Here is a 14,662-nt window from a genome sequence, read left to right on the forward strand (position 1 = left end):
GGACCCCCAGTCGGATAGCGGCCAGATTTCCTCCCAGGATGGCGAGGATGCGCTTACCCCAAGGCAAGCCGCGGCTTCGATCTTTTCCAGTCGACTATCGGAATTGATCGCGGAATCGGTGGTTTCGACCGAAGACGGGTCGACGCGCGGTTTGACGCTGTACTCGTTGGCGCAGCATTTGGAATTGGCATATCCGGATGTCCCGGTTTCCCAATCCGGCCTGTATCGGCTGATCCACGGTGACGCGATTCCGCGGCTCGATCTGATCATCGCGCTGGCTCGCGTATTCGATGTTCCGCCAGAATATTTCGTCACCGAGGAGAAGCAGCGCTGACCAACGGCTGTTCCCTCCAGCGGGAATAGCCTTCCTCGGGTGCGCCGTCCGGCCTGGATACGATCCGGATTATGCCCGCCGAGGACTCTGGGGATGTGATTCTCCGCAATCGAACCGCGGTCTTGGACGCACTGCTGTCCGATCCGTCGTTCGGCGATGCCGGTGCGGAGACCGACACATCGACACTCAGCGGGCCGTTGACCGGTGAGCCGACCGATGCCCTGGATGATCTGTCGAATGCGATCGGCGCTATGCCGGTCGAGGCGGCCGCTCGTCGATCCTCGGCCGACGGGCCCAAGGCCAGTGAACGCATCATCGCGCTGCTGAACGGCCAGACGTCGGATTCCGCACCGGCAATGGACTTTTCGTCGGATTTCTCGGAGGCCGCCAGCCGGACGGCACCGGCCGAGTCCGAGTCCGCGTCCGGTGGTGCCGGGAACCGGGGATCGTCCGCGCGCCAGCCGGAGTTCTCCGAGCGGGTCACCAAGGTCGTCACCCACCTGAAGAACCCGAAGGTGGCCCTGGCGGTCTGCGCCGTGATGGCGGTGTTGCTGGTGCTCGCGCTGATGACCACCGGCGGCAAGGAAGAGACGAAGCGACCGCAGCAACTCGCGGTCGTCACCTCGACCGCGACCGCGTCGGCCAAGCCGGAGTCGAGCGCGGTCCCGGTCAGCGGCGGACCCCTGACGGTGAAAGGCGCACAGTCGCACTGCCCTTCGGGTAGTACGCCGGGTATGGATGCCTTCACCGGGCAGCAGGGCAAGGCCTGGTCGTGCGTGCGCGCCTTCAAGGTCGACGGACAGGTGCTGACCATTGATCTCGGCAAGACCTATCAGGTCGATTCGATCGGCATCGTCCCCGGCTGGGACGGCGTCGGTACCGACGGTTCGGACCAGTGGACGAAATTCCGTACGGTCAGCCGGGTTTCGTACCAGTTCGACGATTCGAACAAGACCACCTATACCCAGCAGACGTTGGATCAGCGCACCCTGGTGGTCACGAAGATGGAGCCGCCGGTGAGTGCCACGAAAATAACTCTCACGGTCCTGCAATCGAAGGGCGATCAGACGATCAATGCCGTCGCCATCTCATCGATTGTGATTACGGGACATTGACTTTCGCCGAACGGGTCTGTCAGTACTGCTCGCATGTGAGTGCGGGCACGGAATCCCGGTGCGGGCATTGCGGCGCGCCGCTGCACCGCCTGGCGGCCGCGACCGGTGCGGCCGCGAGAGCGGGGGAGAGTGTCGTCGGCGATACCGAGAAGGCCGTAGCGGGTGCCGCGAGCGTCGTAGCGGGTGCCGAATCCGTCGCTGCCGGTGTGGAAAAGCCTATCGCGTCCGGTGTGGAAAAGTTCGTCCAGCGATATCCGCAGCACTGGCAATGGCGCGCCGCCATCGCCGGGATCGTGGCGACCTTGCTCGGCTTCGTCTTCGCGATCGTGCACTCGTGTTCGGGGCCGCTGGTTCCGTCGATGCCCGATCTCGGTGCCTCGGTCGGTGCCTCCGGGGCCCTGCCGGAAACGGTGCGCACGGCCGCGTCCTGTCAGCAAATCTCCACCGCGGCCGAGCAATGTGTCATTCTGGCCGGTAGTCCGCTACTCGCGGGCGGTATCACCGGTGGGCGGGAACTGTCGCTATCGGTGACAGTGGATTCGCCGGATCGCTTGCCCGCCAACATCTCCCGCTGGCGCGCGGCGGGCGGCACGGTGATCGCGGACGGTCCGGTCTTCGTGGCGATCGGACCGTCGGCAACGGTGTGGTACGCGAACACCGCATCCGGCGTGCGGATCGAAACGGGGTCGTTCACCGGCCGTGCCGGTGCGCAGACCTTCCTGACGCGATCGGGTCTGGCGCGGTGAGCCGCCGGTCCCGAGTTGATCTATGACGCTTGACCTGGACCGATCGACCGGTCCATGCTTGTTACGCATCTAACGTACCGCTATACAACGGCACATTAAACAGGTAACGTATGGGAACCGTACACAACGGTCTCAAAATCTCGGGAAGGCACGGGTCGATGGCGGCACCCACCCAGCAGACGATTTCTTTCAAGCGGTTCCGCGATGATCCAACCGATCTCGAGGCGGCCTACTTCCGTTGGATCCAGCCGGGCGCCACCGCGCCGACGATCACCGATCGGGCCGAACAGATCTTCCGCCACCACCTGGAGTTGGCGGCGACCCGCCTGCCGGGAGTGGCGATCACCCGGGTATACCGCCCCGAGGACGGCAGCGGTCTCGGCGCGGCGATCCAGATCGTCAACGACGACATGCCACTGCTGGTGGACACGGTGACCACCGCGCTGCGCCGGCTCGGGGCCACGGTGACCGAGGTCGTGCACCCCGTCTTCGATATCGTCCGCGACCGCCGCGGTCGGCTGCGCGCGATCGCCCCCCGCGAGCGCGAGGGCGGACAGGTGCCCGACAGTCACACCCTGCCCGAGTCCTGGATCCACGTGCAGCTGAGCTCCTCGGTCGGTGCCGCGGAGTTGGACCGGATCAATCGCGAACTGCCTGCTCTGCTGCGAGTGTTGCGCAAGGTCGTCGACGATACGCCGAGCATGACGAATGCGATGGTCGCACTGGCCGGTCGGCTCGACCACATCGCGAACCGGTCCGATGATCCCGAGATTCCCGAATGCGCGAAGTTGTTGCGCTGGTTGGCCGATGGCCACTTCACGGTGCTCGGCTACGGGTACTACCGGCATGGTTCCGCGGCCGCCGCGAGCGAGCCGCAGCAAGCCCCCGGCACCGGGCTCGGCGTGCTGTGGAACGGATCGGATATCGATATCGACGTCCCGGTCCTCGGCGGCTCGCGTCCGGTGCTGCGCCTGGCCAACGGTTCGGTCGATTCCCTGATGCCCGGGTCGGGCGAGCTCTACTTCGTCAGCGTGGCCGATTACGGCAGCGGCGGCGGGGCGGCCAAGGCGTTGGGCCCGGTGCAGGGGGAGCACGTATTCGTCGGTTCCTTCACGGTGACCGGACTGCACGAGAACATCCTCGACATTCCGGTCATCTCCCGTCGCGTGCACCAGGTCATCGAATGGGCCGGTTTCGAACTGAATTCGTTCTCCGGGCAGGCGATGCTGGAGATCCTGCAGTCCTTCCCACGGGTCGAGCTGTTCTCCACCGATGCCCGGCGGCTGTTCGAAACCGTCTCCGCTGTAACGAATTTGGGACTGCGTAGGCAGGTCCGGCTGTTCATCCGGCGCGACGGGCGCAGCGGCGCCGTGTACTGCCTGGTTTATCTGCCGCGCGACCGCTATTCGACCGAGGTCCGGTTGCGCATGGAGGCCATTCTCCGCGACCAGTTCGACGGAGAACAGGTGGCGTACTCGGCGCGTGCGAGCGAATCCGAGTTGGCCGTGGTCTATTTCACCGTGCACCGCCGTCCGGATGCCGATCCGGCCGATGTCTCCGAGTCCAACCGCGAGCGCGTTCAGGAGTTGCTGTTCGCGACCACCCGGACCTGGGCCGACCGTGTGGTCGCCGAGGCCACCGGAGTGAGCGCGGTGACCTCGAAGGTCGCCACCGCCTATGCGGCCGCATTCCCGGCGAGCTACCAGCAGGAGTTCGAACCGGCCCGCGCGCTGGCCGACCTGCAGCGTTTGGAAAACCTTGCCGACGGCGCGATCGATACGAATCTGTACCGCAATGCCGAATCGCCCTCGGGCGAATGGCGATTCACGCTCTACGTCGCGGGCGAGGGGGTGTCGTTGAGCCGGGTGCTGCCGGTGTTGCACAGCCTCGGCGTGGAAGTGGTCGATGAGCGGCCGTATCGTGTCGCGCTCGAGGACGGGCAGCAGAAGTGGATCTACGACTTCGGGCTGCGCGTGCCCGCCACGCTGCTGCGCACCGCGATCGACGCCGATCTCGAAGCCGATCTGACTCGGTCCGCCGACGAGCCCATCGCCGAAGGCAGTGTGCGCAGGCGGTTCCCGGAGGCGGTGGCGGCCATGTGGTTCGGCCGTGCGGAGGTCGACGCCCTGAACGAACTGGTGCTGCGGGCCGGTCTGCATTGGCGGCAGATCTCGATATTGCGCGCCTACGCGAAGTATCTGCAGCAGGCGGGATTCGCCTACACCCTCGGCAATATCTCCCGGGTCCTGTTGGCGCAGCCCGCGATGGCGCGGCTGTTCACCGAGCTGTTCGAGGCCTACTTCGATCCCGACGGCGTCGGCGCCGTCGCCTCGGCTCGGGCCGCCGGTATCGCGGAGCGGTTGCAGGCGGAGATCGATGCGGTCGTCAGCCTCGACACCGACCGCATCCTGCGCGCCGTGCTCGGACTGATCACCGCGACACTGCGCACCAACTACTTCCGGCTCGACGCCGACGGCAATGCGCCGGAATCGTTGTCGTTCAAGTTCGATCCGCACGCCATTGCCGAATTGCCCCGGCCGAGGCCGCAATTCGAGATTTTCGTGTATTCGCCGCGGGTCGAGGGTGTGCATCTGCGCTTCGGTCCGGTGGCGCGTGGCGGGTTGCGCTGGTCGGACCGTCTGGAGGATTTCCGCACCGAGGTCCTGGGCTTGGTGAAGGCGCAGGCGGTGAAGAACGCGGTCATCGTGCCGGTGGGTGCCAAGGGCGGTTTCGTGGTGAAGCAGCCGCCGACGGCGACCGGTGATCCGACCGTCGATCGGCAGGCGCAGTTGACCGAGGGCATCGCGTGCTACCGCACCTTCATCTCCGGTCTGCTGGATGTGACCGATAACGTCGACCACGCCTCCGGCGAGGTGCTGCCACCGGAGCGGGTGGTGCGCCGCGACAGCGACGACACCTACCTCGTCGTCGCCGCGGACAAGGGCACCGCCACCTTCTCCGATATCGCCAATGATGTTGCGCGCCAATATGGTTTCTGGCTGGGTGACGCCTTCGCCTCGGGTGGTTCGGTCGGTTACGACCACAAGGCGATGGGCATTACCGCCAAGGGTGCGTGGGAGAGCGTCAAACGGCACTTCGCCGAGATGGATATCGACACGCAGACAACCGATTTCACCGTCGCCGGAGTCGGCGATATGAGCGGCGATGTCTTCGGCAACGGCATGCTGCTGTCCGAGCACATTCGCCTGGTAGCCGCGTTCGACCACCGGCACATCTTCCTGGATCCGAATCCCGATGCGGCGAAGTCGTTCCGGGAACGGCAGCGGATGTTCGCACTGCCACGCTCGTCCTGGGCCGACTACGACAAGTCACTGATCAGCGCGGGCGGCGGCGTCTACGATCGGTCCGCCAAGGCTGTTCCGGTCAGCCCGGAAATACGCGCGGCACTGGACTTGGATCCGAGCGTGACCACCCTGTCCCCGCCGGAGATGATCCGGGCGATTCTGCTCGCACCGGTCGATCTGTTCTGGAACGGCGGTATCGGCACCTACATCAAGGCCTCCACCGAGACCAACGCCGACGCCGGTGACAAGTCCAACGATGCGGTGCGTGTCGATGCGAACCAGTTGCGCGCCAAGGTGATCGGTGAGGGCGGCAACTTGGGTGCGACGGCGCTCGGCCGCGTCGAATACTGCGCCAACGGCGGCCGGATGAACACCGACGCGCTGGACAATTCGGCAGGTGTCGATTGCTCGGACCACGAGGTCAATATCAAGGTGCTGCTGGACGCGGTCATCTCCGCTGGCGAACTCGCCGCCGCCGATCGCACTCAGCTGCTCGCCGCGATGACCGACGAGGTATCCGAACTCGTTCTGCGCGACAATATTTCGCAGAACTTCCGGATGGGGCTCTCGCGCGCGCAAGCGGTGCCGATGTCGGGCGTGCACCGGCGATTGATCGCCGATCTCGAATTCCGGCGCGGTGTCGATCGGCGGCTCGAGGCACTGCCCTCGGATGCCGAGCTGAAAAGGCGTGCCGCGGCCGAGCGCGGGCTCACTTCGCCGGAGCTGGCGAATCTGCTCGCCCACGTGAAGCTTTCGCTCAAGGACGACCTGCTGGCCGGGGATCTGCCGGATAACGCGGCATTCAACTCGGCGCTGCTGGCGTACTTCCCCGCGCCGCTGCGCGCGCGGTTCGCCGACGCGATCGGCAGGCACCCGTTGCGCCGTCAGATCGTGGCCACCATGGTGGTCAACGACATGGTGGACCACGGCGGCATCACCTATGCGTTCCGCCTGGCGGAGGAGGCGGGTGCGAGCACTGATGACGCGGTGCGCGCCTTCACCGTCGCCGTGGAGATCTTCGACCTGCACACGCTCTGGCAACGTATTCGCACCACGCCGATGCCGACGGCCGCGCGTGACGAACTCGAGCGGGAGACCAGGCGCACCCTCGATCGCGTATCCCGCTGGCTGCTGACCAGCCGCCCGCAACCGATCGCCATCGGCGCCGATATCGCCCGCTACCGCGACGGCGTCCGCAAGCTCGCCGAGCACATGCGGCCGTCCCGGCTCCCCGCGGCCCACGCCGAGGATCTGGCCACGCATGCGCGGTCGGCTGTCGAGCGGGGCGCACCGGCGGAATTGGCGCAGGAGGTGTTCCGTCTGATCCACATGTTCCCCCTGCTGGACATTGTCGACGTGGCCGATATCGCCGAGCGGGAGGCACAGGAGGTCGCCGAGCTCTACTACGCGCTCGACGATCACTTCCAGATCGAGCGCCTGCTGACCGCGGTGAGCAACCTCGCGCGCGATGACCGGTGGCGCACGCTGGCCCGGCTCGCGGTCCGCGACGACCTCTACGATTCGCTGCGCTCGCTGACCCTGGACGTGCTGACCGCATCCGAACCGGATGAGAGCACCGCCGACAAGATCGCCGAATGGGAATCGGTCAACCGCCCCCGCCTGGCGCGCGCCGGTGCCTCACTCGGCGAAATCTTCGCCGCGGGCACCCACGACCTGGCGACGCTCTCGGTGGCCGCACGGCAGGTGCGCAGCATGGTCAGCAGCGGGGAATCCGCTGCGGCAGCACCTGTTTCGAGCTAGCCAGCCGCGTATCCGCGCAGTCTCGGCGAACGTCCGCCGAGACTGCGCTGATAGACAAAGGGTTTGGCGAATGTTTCCGTCATCCCCGCGAACATCGGGACCCACCCCTCCGCAGTGGGTCCCGGTGTTCGTCGGGATGACGGGACCGCTCGAGAGCTCGACATCGATTGCGCGAGCGGCTATCCGAGCGAGTGTTCTTTACCGGTAGATGATGTCCCTGCCGCCAGCGGCGACAACCAGGATCATCAACCGATTGTTCTCTATCCGATAGATGGCACGATAGTCACCGCATCGGAGCCGATAGAAGTCGGCGTATTCGCCCGCCATCGGTTTGACCGCATTGTTCGGGGCGTAAGGATCATCACCCAATTGTGCGAGCTTCTGAAGTAGCCGGATGGCGTCCGTGTTGGGAATGTTGCGGATGTCCTGTTGTGCTTCCGGGGTGAACTCGAATCTGTACTTCACTTAGGTTCGTCCAGGATTTCAGCGAACATCTCGGTGAGGTTGATCCCTCCCTCGCCCCTGTACTGCTGGTAGCGGTGCTTGGCGATGTCGGCGAGCTGTTCGTCTTCCCAGTTTTCCAGGGCTTGGAGCATGCTCACAGGGACCAGGGCGGCGACGGGATGGCCGTCGCGGGTGACGATGGTGGTCTCACCGTGCTCCGCCGCATCCAGGGTTTTGGCTAGTCCGGCACGAAGTTCGCGGACGGTCACATGCTCGGTCATATACGCAGTGTACACCGCCTGTGTACACTGCCGGAGATGACGGTGTAATCGGTACTCTCGTCGATCCGTGGGGTGCCGAGTGTGTTCTGTTGCACCGCGCGCGGAATCGTGGAATATGCCGTGCGCGGGAGCATCTCGGGCCTATATGCGGTCCTGTTCGGATTCGAGTCGGGATTGGATGGCGTGGGCGATCCAGGTGCTGAAGTGGGCGGCGAGGTCGGTGGGGGTGGTCGGTTGGACGGTGATGTGCTGGTCGTGGAGTTCGGTGTAGCGGCCGTCATCGGTGATGTCGTGCCATTGGACGGCGGCGAGGGGCGTGTTCGGTTTCTCGACGGGACCCGTGTAGAGCAGAGCGGACCCGCCGCCGTCGGCGGGCCGGTGCAGAAGGCGCTGAACGTGTTCGTGCGGGGTGCCGTTGTCGGGGTGGCAACTGCTCTGCGGTTGGGTGCCGGGGTTGCAGGGTGGAAGGCAATCGGCGAGTTGTGCCGGGAGGTGATCGGTGGGGAACAGATGGCAGCGAATCGGGCCGTCGGTATTACCGAAGGTGGCTTGGGCCAGCGACATCGCGTGCTGGTCGGTGCGCGCGCCGACGACGCGGTAGAGGCGGACACCGCCGTTGGGGTTCTCGTGTCGGGTTGTGCCGCCGAAGATTTGGATGCGGATGGTCGAGGTGATCAGGGTATGTAGGGCGAGTTGGATTTTTTCGAATTCGTCGGGGGAGTAGCGCTCGCGCATGGTGGCCCGGTGGGCATCGAAATCGTCGCGGTGGGCGAAGCGACTGGTGAAGCGGAGCGGATTGGGGAAGCGTTCATTAATGGGGTTGAACCACAGTGCCGCGAAATCGTCTGGTTCCCAAGTCCATTCGGTCATTTGGCCGATCCAATCGGTGCTGGGTGCTGGGTGCTGGGTGCTGGGTGCTGGGTGCTGGGTGCTGGGTGCTGGGTGCTGGGTGCGATGTCGGCTGTCGTTGTGCTGCGGCAATCGAATCCCGTTCGCGAGTTATGACGCCTTTCGCGCTGGTTCACCAGGGTTTGCCCCAGAGCCGATGTCGCCGTGCCGAATCGGGGTGGATGCGCCCGGCCGCGACCAGCGCATCGAATGCCGCGTGCTTGCGGTCGCAGTCGTGCTCGCGGTGCAATTGCATCGCGATGTGGGCGTCGGCGAGGGTGAACGGTTGCTCGGGAGGGCCGCACGTCCACGCTTTCGGCCATTCGACCGGACGTAATCGGCAGCGCCGTGTGGCGGGCCGGGCGCGGCGTGGCTGGTTGATCGGCCACACGCACGCCACCCCGACCATCGCGAATGCCCCGCCCCCGACGACCGCGAGGATGCTGTGCACTATTTGCCACGGCCCCATAGCCGTTCACTTCTCGACGCCGTTGCCGGGGGAGGTCGGCGGTAGCGCCGGTTGGGCGAGCCCGTCGAGTACTTGGTGCAGTGTTCGAAGTTCGGGTATTCCCTCGGAGAGGGCGCGGTCGGTGTCGATAGGGAAGTCGATGCCGCGCAACCGGGCGCGTTCGCGCGGGCTCAGCCTCGGTGGCACGATCCGGCCGTGCCGCACGAGCGTGTAGTACGCGACCCGCTTCCACGCGCACCGCGATATCCGGCACGCACGGTGTTGCCGCATCTGCGCGTGCGCCAACTCGACCTCGGCGAAGCCGCAGATGGTCGGCGGACTGACCAGAGCATCCACGTTGATCACGCTGCCCCCTTATCGACGCCGGGCAAGCCCTGAGCCGAACGCGCCCAAGTGCCTTGCGGGCAAACGGTTTCCAGGTCGAACCCTTTATCGCAGATCAACGCTGGCCGACAATCGACGTGACCGAGGTCGAAGACAACTATCACCCGCACGTCGAGCCCGGCCGCTATACCGAGCGCATAAGCGATCGGGTCGTCGACATCGGCAGGTGGGCGGACCGTGTACACGTGTTGATACCCGAGGGTGTTCGCGTGCCGTTGCACTTCCAAGGCGTGGCGTGGGGCATGCATGCCGGAGACGTCATTGCGAACGAAGCCAATGGCTTTCGGTTTGTCGCCCGCAATGATCGTCTGCGGCGACTCGATGCTTTGGTTGGGTGTCATGGTTCCCCCAGAACCTGGTTGGTGGTGTGGTCGATGGGGCGTTCGGAGCCTTGCCGTGAGCGATTGGTGCACTCTCGAAGCGCATGTTCAGCTCACACCCATGGAGGGAAGTTCACAATCTCTATTGGCAAGATTATTCACTTCGAAAAAACGTAGTAGCCTGGTGGCGGACGAGAGTTTTACCTGGTCAAGCCAAGGAGGTCATCGCATGCCCGCACAGCCCGCCGCCCCATCGGTTCCTCGTCGGCAGGTGGCGCGCATCCTGTCCAAGCTGCATCGAGAGTCCGGGCTTTACATCAAAGATGTGGCGGAACAGGTCAACCTGCATCACGTCACGGTGACGAAGATGCTCAAGGGGCAGCCGTGCAAGCTCAAGCCGATCTACGTCGACAAACTCTGCGATATCTACCATGCGACACCGGAGACCAGGGCGAACGTGAAAACTCTTGCCGCAGAGGCGGAATCGGCTCGGGGCTGGTGGCATGCCTTCAGTGACACGGATTCGACGGACAAGCTGAGCACATACATCGCCCTCGAGGGAACTGCCAGTGCCCTCATGATGTACCAGAGCGCCCGCATCCCCGGTCTGCTGCAAACCGAGGACTACGCCCGGGCCCTGCTTCGCACCAGCCCTGACCTGACGCCCGACGAGATCGAACGCCATGTCCAGGTCCGGATGCACCGACAAGCCGTTCTCACCGAAGCCAAGCCGAAGTTGGATGTGATCCTCGACGAGAGTGTGATCCGTCGACCGCTCGGTGCACCGGAACTCGCCGCCGGTCAGGTGCGACGCATCATCGAAGTCTCTGCGTTGTCCAATGTCAGCGTTCGGCTTGTGCCCTTCGAGGTAGGCATCTATCGCGGTACCGAGGCGGGCCCCTTCATTATCCTCGAATTTGCTGGGACGGCTGACCTCGAACCAGAACCCCCGGTCGTGTACATCGAAGCTGGCGTCGGGAGCGCCGTGTACTTCGAGAAGCCTGAACAGGTCGCCCGGTATCGTCACTCATGGGCCGACATAGAGCGGTCCACGTTGAGCGCGGCCAAGACCCGTGCTTACTTGTCAAAGATCGTGAAGGAGTTACCTCGGTGAACACCGAGTGGTTCAAGAGCAGCTACAGCACCCAGACCGGGGAATGCGTCGAAGTCGCCTTCCTCGACCACGGGATGGTCGGAATGCGCGACAGCAAGAACCCGAACGGCCCGGCGTTGGTCTTCACGCCCGGCGAATGGGATGCCTTCACCGCAGGCGTAACGGACGGAGAGTTCGACCGCCGCGCCTGAGCCTGGCACCGCAACGGCCCCATCCTGACAAGTCCGACGTCATGATGGGGCCGTCTGCTGTCTAAATCTCGGTCAAATCGAAACTCGCGCAAAGCTTCTGGTTTTCGCATCGGAGTGTTGCGCGGAGAGTCGATGTGCGACAGCACCGAGGGTGTGCGAGGTCGGAAACCTACAGTCCTGGCCAGGAGAAGATCTTGGCTTGGGCGGGTGCCTGGTGCGGCAGATTCGCTTCCAGGTCTTGGTATTTCGCGGCCTGCTCGGTGTCGACGCCGGTGATGCGTTCGCGGACGGTGCGGAAGAGGGTTTGGAAGTCTTCGATGACCTTGTAGTGCGATTCCATCACCGCGTAAACGCTGTTCTCCGAGCCTTGGGACTTCTCTCTCCATCGCTTGACCATCGTCTTGGCGGAGATCAGGTCTCGGTCCCCATCCTTCGGGAAACCCTCACCGACACCCCATTTCTCCTGGTTAGAGATGTCAGTCATCGTTCCTTGAATCAACCGGATGACGCTTTTGAAGTACTCGCAGTCGCGGTCGATGTAGACGAACTTCTCGAGATCCATCCGAATGGTGATTCGGCCCTCACGGGCCTCGGTGATGAGATTCGCCAGTGGGCTCGCTGGAGTCTTGTCGTCGTTTGCCATACGTCCCCTCCCATATTCCGTGGATCAGTCAGGCGGTGGCGGGCAGGCTGGGCACGACCTTCTCCGCCAACTCACGAGCGAGCACGCACGAGTCCATGCTGCCGGTGTCGCGATTCGATGGCGGGTTGTTCAGATTGAACTCGAGACTGCCGCCTTTCATCTCCACATCCACGGTGCAAGCTTCCTTGACGAAAGGGCCATCGAACTGGCGGGTCGATATCGCACGCCTACCGTTGATCGTGAATTCGGTTGCCTCCGGGAAGTTGCGACTCCGGACGAGGTCCACGGTGAGATTCGTCGTTCGGATGCTGACCGAATATCCATTCGGCCTTACCCATCGACACCCACGCCACGCTACGCCACCGCTGGCGTCGTTATTAGCGACAATCTTCATACCCAGCTTCTCCGAGTCCAGCACACTTTGCGGGACGTCGTTGCAAGGCGCATAGCCATTAGGCGCGTCGGCTGCCAGCGACGCTTCCGCACTCGTGGAAGTGGTGACCGGTTTCGCGTCTCCACCAGTCGACGACCCACACCCCGGCAACAGGACAACAGCACCAACCGCCAACACAGTGCCGAGCAGTGTGCTCCCCCTGCTGATCATGCGTTCCTCCTGGTCACCAGCGGTGTCGACGGCATCGATCATGCCTGGAACGGCTCCCGCCCCTGTTCAGTTGGTTCGACCGTACCGGCAGGCTGATCCGCCTACAAGCCGCGGATGTCTCGTGTTCGACACCGGCATTCGTGGTCGGTAGCGTCCGTTAGCGTGAGCGACGGGGGGACTCCAGCTTCGGGCAACCGGCTCTCGGTGGTGCCCGAGCAGGTGCGCGACGTCGGAAAGTATGTCTACGAATTGGCTGAGAAACTGCGCACGGCATTGGATTCCGCCGCCACGGACGTGGATACGGTGGCCAACGGCAGTTGGACCGGTCGTCTGGCAGCGGAGTTCGCCGATGGCTGGTGCGATGTCCGCTTTCGATTGCCATGAGCGAGTTCTCGGTCGATCTCGAAGACCTGGACCACATCGTGGCCCGGTTGTCCGGCCTCGCCGATTTCATCAACGATCATCTCGACGACATCGATGACGAAGTGGCCGCGCATACCGGAATCGGCTGGGAAAGCGTTGCAGCCCAGCAATATTCCGAAGCACACCAGCAGTGGATGACAGGAGCGCGCGAGTTCGCCGATGGCGTCCGTGAGATGAGTGACGCCGCCCGCAAGGCGCACACGCGGTACAGCACCGCGGCCGACGTCAACAAGCAGATGCCGCGGGGCGAATAAACCCGTGGGTGACACCTGGGTCATCGACTCCGGCATGTACTTCGATGCCGCTGAGAAATGCCAGTCCCTGGCCAGCGACATCTCGTTTGCGTTGGGCCCGCTGCAACGCACTCCCGTCCATGGCTGCGGCGGTATGGCTGGGGATCACGAGAAGTCCGAGCCGTGGACGACCGCATATGACCGGAATGCCTGCGACATAGTCACTCTCGCCGCCCCCCTCTGCAATGCATACCCGGAATTCGGCCCGTGGTGGCGCAAAATGAACGGATTGCCGCAGCAATGATGATGATCGATGTCGTCGGGCACGGAATCGCTGCCATCGACGAGGATGACAAAGACGCCATGTACTCGGCGTCGCATGTACTCACCTTCGCAAGTCCAGCGACGGTTGATCTTGGCGTTGATCGTGATGTTCGTGTCTTGGTCGAGGTGCAGCGCCGCCTCGGTGGTATCGCGCCACGTGCACTGCTCGGGGCTGAGTTCGTCGTCAGCAACGGCTCGACGACGCTGACCGAGGTGCGAGTCGCGGCGTTCGAAATGCTCGACAGTGATGATCAGCCGAAGTGCCGGAGTCGCCTGTGATATTCACCCAGGCTGCGTCTCTCCTACGCCTCGCCCTCGCGACGAAGCTGCACGGTCACGACCCAGAGCCAGTACTCCGAGCTGCGATTCGAAGCTGGTAAAGGACATGGATCCGTGCCGGTCACAGACATTCTTGTCTTGGTCGAGGTGCAGCGCCGCCCTCGGTGGAATCGCGCCACGTACGCAATTCTGTACGGGATTCGATACACTGATCGGTACCGGCAAGATCTGATCGAAAGGGCATCCTATGCGGGCCATGCATGCCAGTGACGCACGCGCCAACTTCGCCGCCGTCTTGGACGCGGCCACCGAGGACCACGACGAGGTGATCATCACGCGAAGCGGCGGCAAGCCCGCTGCGGTCGTGATCTCATTGGCCGAGTATTCGGCACTGAAGGAGACGAACTACTTGTTGTCGAATCCGGCCACGGCACGCAGGTTGGCTGAAGGCGTCGCCGACTTCGACGCGGGGCGTACCGAGGTCCATGAGCTGATCGATGTACCGTCCGAGGATGCGGGCGGCGACGAGTGAGTCTCAAAGTTCGGTTCAACTCCAACGGTTGGGACGATTATCTCTACTGGCAGCGCGAAGACCGAAAGATGTTGCGGCGCATTAATCTTCTGATAGAAGATATTCGGCGCAATGGCAACGCCGAGGGTATTGGCAAGCCGGAACCGTTGCGCGCCAATCTTTCTGGTTGGTGGTCGCGGCGGATCGACAGCGAGCACCGGATCGTCTATCGCGCCGACGACGACAGTGTGAACATCATCATGTGCCGAGGCCACTACGACGATTGATCGCGG

General features: G+C 63.9%; 20 protein-coding genes. 12 read left to right on the forward strand and 8 right to left on the reverse strand.

Features of this window, described 5'->3' with window-relative positions; translation table 11 throughout:
• Window positions 1-103: 103 nt before the first annotated feature.
• The 4 genes from ACQPZ2_RS13565 to ACQPZ2_RS13580 all read left to right on the forward strand — a co-directional run bounded on the left by ACQPZ2_RS13565 (window position 104) and on the right by ACQPZ2_RS13580 (window position 7,261).
• Window positions 104-334, forward strand: a complete 231-nt coding sequence (locus tag ACQPZ2_RS13565; RefSeq protein WP_364488406.1) for a helix-turn-helix domain-containing protein — start codon at window positions 104-106, stop codon at window positions 332-334.
• Between the two features lie 71 nt (window positions 335-405).
• Window positions 406-1,449: a discoidin domain-containing protein gene (locus tag ACQPZ2_RS13570; RefSeq protein WP_433525844.1), complete on the forward strand. Its 1,044-nt coding sequence runs from the start codon at window positions 406-408 to the stop codon at window positions 1,447-1,449.
• Window positions 1,450-1,484: 35 nt separating this feature from the next.
• The gene (locus ACQPZ2_RS13575; protein WP_433525845.1) at window positions 1,485-2,195 is read left to right on the forward strand and encodes a hypothetical protein; all 711 of its coding nucleotides are present in this window, start codon (window positions 1,485-1,487) and stop codon (window positions 2,193-2,195) included.
• Between the two features lie 158 nt (window positions 2,196-2,353).
• Window positions 2,354-7,261, forward strand: coding sequence for an NAD-glutamate dehydrogenase (locus tag ACQPZ2_RS13580; protein WP_433525846.1), 4,908 nt, complete (start codon window positions 2,354-2,356; stop codon window positions 7,259-7,261).
• A 198-nt stretch (window positions 7,262-7,459) separates the two neighbouring features.
• Here the strand turns inward: ACQPZ2_RS13580 and ACQPZ2_RS13585 are convergent, their stop codons facing one another.
• The 6 genes from ACQPZ2_RS13585 to ACQPZ2_RS13610 all read right to left on the reverse strand — a co-directional run bounded on the left by ACQPZ2_RS13585 (window position 7,460) and on the right by ACQPZ2_RS13610 (window position 10,068).
• Entirely contained in the window at window positions 7,460-7,726 is a 267-nt protein-coding gene (locus ACQPZ2_RS13585; protein WP_433525847.1) for a type II toxin-antitoxin system RelE family toxin, read from the reverse strand.
• Window positions 7,723-7,986: a type II toxin-antitoxin system Phd/YefM family antitoxin gene (locus ACQPZ2_RS13590; protein ID WP_433525848.1), complete on the reverse strand. Its 264-nt coding sequence runs from the start codon at window positions 7,984-7,986 to the stop codon at window positions 7,723-7,725. The genes ACQPZ2_RS13585 and ACQPZ2_RS13590 overlap by 4 nt, the downstream gene beginning before the upstream one ends.
• A gap of 141 nt (window positions 7,987-8,127) precedes the next feature.
• A complete protein-coding gene (locus tag ACQPZ2_RS13595) occupies window positions 8,128-8,856 on the reverse strand; it encodes an ESX secretion-associated protein EspG (protein ID WP_433525849.1) in 729 nt (242 codons plus the stop codon).
• Window positions 8,857-9,007: 151 nt separating this feature from the next.
• The gene (locus ACQPZ2_RS13600; RefSeq protein WP_433525850.1) at window positions 9,008-9,343 is read right to left on the reverse strand and encodes a hypothetical protein; all 336 of its coding nucleotides are present in this window, start codon (window positions 9,341-9,343) and stop codon (window positions 9,008-9,010) included.
• A gap of 6 nt (window positions 9,344-9,349) precedes the next feature.
• A complete protein-coding gene (locus ACQPZ2_RS13605) occupies window positions 9,350-9,688 on the reverse strand; it encodes a hypothetical protein (RefSeq protein WP_433525851.1) in 339 nt (112 codons plus the stop codon).
• The gene (locus tag ACQPZ2_RS13610) at window positions 9,685-10,068 is read right to left on the reverse strand and encodes a hypothetical protein (protein WP_433525852.1); all 384 of its coding nucleotides are present in this window, start codon (window positions 10,066-10,068) and stop codon (window positions 9,685-9,687) included. The genes ACQPZ2_RS13605 and ACQPZ2_RS13610 overlap by 4 nt, the downstream gene beginning before the upstream one ends.
• A gap of 208 nt (window positions 10,069-10,276) precedes the next feature.
• Between ACQPZ2_RS13610 and ACQPZ2_RS13615 the strand changes: the two genes are divergently transcribed.
• Window positions 10,277-11,161, forward strand: a complete 885-nt coding sequence (locus ACQPZ2_RS13615; protein WP_433525853.1) for a Scr1 family TA system antitoxin-like transcriptional regulator — start codon at window positions 10,277-10,279, stop codon at window positions 11,159-11,161.
• Entirely contained in the window at window positions 11,158-11,352 is a 195-nt protein-coding gene (locus tag ACQPZ2_RS13620; RefSeq protein WP_433525854.1) for a DUF397 domain-containing protein, read from the forward strand. Before ACQPZ2_RS13615 ends, ACQPZ2_RS13620 begins: the two co-directional genes overlap by 4 nt.
• Window positions 11,353-11,521: 169 nt before the next feature.
• Here the strand turns inward: ACQPZ2_RS13620 and ACQPZ2_RS13625 are convergent, their stop codons facing one another.
• Together ACQPZ2_RS13625 and ACQPZ2_RS13630 are read right to left on the reverse strand one after the other, a co-directional pair.
• Window positions 11,522-11,995: a hypothetical protein gene (locus ACQPZ2_RS13625; RefSeq protein ID WP_433525855.1), complete on the reverse strand. Its 474-nt coding sequence runs from the start codon at window positions 11,993-11,995 to the stop codon at window positions 11,522-11,524.
• Window positions 11,996-12,023: 28 nt separating this feature from the next.
• Window positions 12,024-12,641: a DUF3558 domain-containing protein gene (locus ACQPZ2_RS13630; RefSeq protein WP_433525856.1), complete on the reverse strand. Its 618-nt coding sequence runs from the start codon at window positions 12,639-12,641 to the stop codon at window positions 12,024-12,026.
• Between the two features lie 120 nt (window positions 12,642-12,761).
• On the opposite strand from ACQPZ2_RS13630, the gene ACQPZ2_RS13635 reads away from it, so the two are divergent.
• The 6 genes from ACQPZ2_RS13635 to ACQPZ2_RS13660 all read left to right on the forward strand — a co-directional run bounded on the left by ACQPZ2_RS13635 (window position 12,762) and on the right by ACQPZ2_RS13660 (window position 14,656).
• Window positions 12,762-12,983 (forward strand): type VII secretion target, encoded by a 222-nt coding sequence (locus tag ACQPZ2_RS13635; protein WP_433525857.1) that lies wholly within the window; start codon window positions 12,762-12,764, stop codon window positions 12,981-12,983.
• Entirely contained in the window at window positions 12,980-13,276 is a 297-nt protein-coding gene (locus ACQPZ2_RS13640; RefSeq protein WP_433525858.1) for a WXG100 family type VII secretion target, read from the forward strand. Before ACQPZ2_RS13635 ends, ACQPZ2_RS13640 begins: the two co-directional genes overlap by 4 nt.
• A gap of 4 nt (window positions 13,277-13,280) precedes the next feature.
• Window positions 13,281-13,559 carry a hypothetical protein gene (locus tag ACQPZ2_RS13645; protein WP_433525859.1) on the forward strand — a complete coding sequence of 93 codons (279 nt, stop codon included), beginning with the start codon at window positions 13,281-13,283 and terminating at the stop codon, window positions 13,557-13,559.
• Between the two features lie 2 nt (window positions 13,560-13,561).
• Window positions 13,562-13,858 carry a hypothetical protein gene (locus tag ACQPZ2_RS13650; protein ID WP_433525860.1) on the forward strand — a complete coding sequence of 99 codons (297 nt, stop codon included), beginning with the start codon at window positions 13,562-13,564 and terminating at the stop codon, window positions 13,856-13,858.
• 256 nt (window positions 13,859-14,114) lie between these two features.
• On the forward strand, window positions 14,115-14,390 hold the full coding sequence (locus ACQPZ2_RS13655) for a type II toxin-antitoxin system Phd/YefM family antitoxin (protein ID WP_433525861.1): 276 nt from the start codon (window positions 14,115-14,117) through the stop codon (window positions 14,388-14,390).
• Entirely contained in the window at window positions 14,387-14,656 is a 270-nt protein-coding gene (locus ACQPZ2_RS13660) for a Txe/YoeB family addiction module toxin (RefSeq protein ID WP_433525862.1), read from the forward strand. Before ACQPZ2_RS13655 ends, ACQPZ2_RS13660 begins: the two co-directional genes overlap by 4 nt.
• Window positions 14,657-14,662: the final 6 nt, after the last annotated feature.

Source organism: Nocardia pseudovaccinii (genome assembly GCF_050942345.1).
In the GTDB taxonomy this organism is placed as follows: domain Bacteria; phylum Actinomycetota; class Actinomycetes; order Mycobacteriales; family Mycobacteriaceae; genus Nocardia; species Nocardia pseudovaccinii.

Bases quoted from the DNA above. Each gene is read 5' to 3' on its own strand.
- ACQPZ2_RS13570 (WP_433525844.1), top strand. From the start codon at position 406: ATGCCCGCCGAGGACTCTGGGGATGTGATTCTCCGCAATCGAACCGCG.
- ACQPZ2_RS13580 (WP_433525846.1), top strand. From the start codon at position 2,354: ATGGCGGCACCCACCCAGCAGACGATTTCTTTCAAGCGGTTCCGCGAT.
- ACQPZ2_RS13590 (WP_433525848.1), bottom strand. From the start codon at position 7,986: ATGACCGAGCATGTGACCGTCCGCGAACTTCGTGCCGGACTAGCCAAA.
- ACQPZ2_RS13595 (WP_433525849.1), bottom strand. From the start codon at position 8,856: ATGACCGAATGGACTTGGGAACCAGACGATTTCGCGGCACTGTGGTTC.
- ACQPZ2_RS13600 (WP_433525850.1), bottom strand. From the start codon at position 9,343: ATGGGGCCGTGGCAAATAGTGCACAGCATCCTCGCGGTCGTCGGGGGC.
- ACQPZ2_RS13610 (WP_433525852.1), bottom strand. From the start codon at position 10,068: ATGACACCCAACCAAAGCATCGAGTCGCCGCAGACGATCATTGCGGGC.
- ACQPZ2_RS13615 (WP_433525853.1), top strand. From the start codon at position 10,277: ATGCCCGCACAGCCCGCCGCCCCATCGGTTCCTCGTCGGCAGGTGGCG.
- ACQPZ2_RS13625 (WP_433525855.1), bottom strand. From the start codon at position 11,995: ATGGCAAACGACGACAAGACTCCAGCGAGCCCACTGGCGAATCTCATC.
- ACQPZ2_RS13630 (WP_433525856.1), bottom strand. From the start codon at position 12,641: ATGATCGATGCCGTCGACACCGCTGGTGACCAGGAGGAACGCATGATC.
- ACQPZ2_RS13640 (WP_433525858.1), top strand. From the start codon at position 12,980: ATGAGCGAGTTCTCGGTCGATCTCGAAGACCTGGACCACATCGTGGCC.
- ACQPZ2_RS13650 (WP_433525860.1), top strand. From the start codon at position 13,562: ATGATCGATGTCGTCGGGCACGGAATCGCTGCCATCGACGAGGATGAC.
- ACQPZ2_RS13655 (WP_433525861.1), top strand. From the start codon at position 14,115: ATGCATGCCAGTGACGCACGCGCCAACTTCGCCGCCGTCTTGGACGCG.